A 1,809-nucleotide genomic window follows, 5' to 3' on the forward strand; every position below is an offset into this window, starting at 1 on the left:
TTATGGAAAAGGGAAAAAAGAGGGAGAACGACTGGAAGTAACAGTGCAAAATATATCTGGAACACTATTTTGTACAGAGCGTAATAGTAAATTAATTATAAAAAAATTAGATGAGTTAAATTGGATTAAGTGGTTTCCAGGTCGCGGCAGAGGAAATCGTTCTAAATTAATATTTCAAAAGCACCCGATGTCTTTAATTTTAGATAGAGGAAAAGAAATAACGAAAAAAGGGGATGTGAAAAGCGGAAGCATATTTGTGGAACGCTATAGCTCACATTTTCCATCGGTAAAGGGAGAATATCACTCCTGGGTGGATTCAATATTTGGTCATAAGGTTGAAATGACATCTGAAGGGAGAAGAGATGTACTCCGGTTGCAAGTACAAATGAATTTAGATATCACATTAGATCCTGTATACGCTACAATGCGTTCAGAATGCCATATGGTAAAACATATATTCGACACACTCGTGTATGTAGACGGTAATACAAACATTATAGAGCCAAGACTTGCATTTCACTGGGAATATAATGACGCTGAAAAAATATGGACGTTTTACTTACGAAAAGGAGTTCACTTTCATAATGGAAAACAACTTACTGCACATGATGTTATATACTCGTTGAATCGATTTATGAAGCTGGAAAATAATGCACACGCATGGATGTTACAACACGTTGAAAATATCCGTTCAGTGGATGACTACGTTTTCGAAATTCAATTACATACGGAAAATCGAATGTTTTTACATATGCTAAGTGCAGAACAGTGTTCTATCGTGAATGAAGATGAAGCAGGAGAGCTAATTGGAACAGGGCCTTTTCAATTATATAAAAGTAATGAAAATCTGTTCATTTTAGAAGGACATCCTTTATATTTTCGTGAAAGACCTTTTTTAGATCGTATTGAGTTGTGGAATGTAGAACAAGGTGTAAGTACATACGATGTTTTAGTAAAGGCGCAGTATAAAGATAAAGAAAAACATAATAAAGAATTGTCTCGGCTTGAGTCGAACGTGACATATATAACATGTAATCTTACGAAAGAAGGACCAATGCAAGATGCGTTATTTCGGAAAGCGTTATATAACATCATTCATGGTTATACAATCGTTCAAGAACTCGGCGGAGAACGTGGAGAAGTGGCAAAAAAACTAATATTAGCAGGTGAAAGCATTGTAGAGATTGAGGAAGATGTAGAAAGTTTAATTAAAAGGAGTACTTATCATAATGAAGTGCTACAACTCTACACATTTACAGGACGAGATCATGTTGAAGATGCACAGTGGATACAAAAAGAGTGTGCGAAATACGGGATTCGTGTAGAAAATAATTTTCTTGATATAGAAGAGCTATTGGAAGTAAGTACGATACAAAAGGCCGATATGATGCATGATAGTGCTACAATTAGTGAACGAATAGAAGATAGTCTATTATATATGTTTCTTACAAAAAATAGTTTTATTCATGGACAAAGCAGCATGGACTTTCATGAAAAGTTGTCTCCTTATTTTAGACAAGAAGAATTAGAGAAAAGAGTTACACTGTTACGCGATATCGAGGATACTTTGTTACGTCAAATTCATATTATTCCTTTATATCGTAATAAACAAGAGGTAAGTACACATGAAAAAGTTCAAAATATAATGATTAATTCACAAGGTTGGATTGATTTTTATAATATTTGGTTTAAGTCTTGATATATAAGGGCTTTTGCACATTTTCATAAGGTGTGTAAGAGCCTTTTTTGTATGTAGGAATAGGTTTGTTTTACACATTGTTACGCTACTTGTGATAAAAGTCTATTTAC

At 33.9% G+C, this 1,809-nt stretch carries 1 protein-coding gene; it reads left to right on the forward strand.

Annotation, left to right across the window (positions count from 1 at the left end; translation table 11 throughout):
- A partial coding sequence (locus tag ABWK52_RS26220) for an ABC transporter substrate-binding protein (protein WP_353772236.1) occupies positions 1–1,699 on the forward strand: 1,699 nt, incomplete at its 5' end.
- Positions 1,700–1,809: the final 110 nt, after the last annotated feature.

Source organism: Bacillus sp. AP50, from assembly GCF_040492675.1.
GTDB classification, from domain to species: domain Bacteria; phylum Bacillota; class Bacilli; order Bacillales; family Bacillaceae_G; genus Bacillus_A; species Bacillus_A cereus.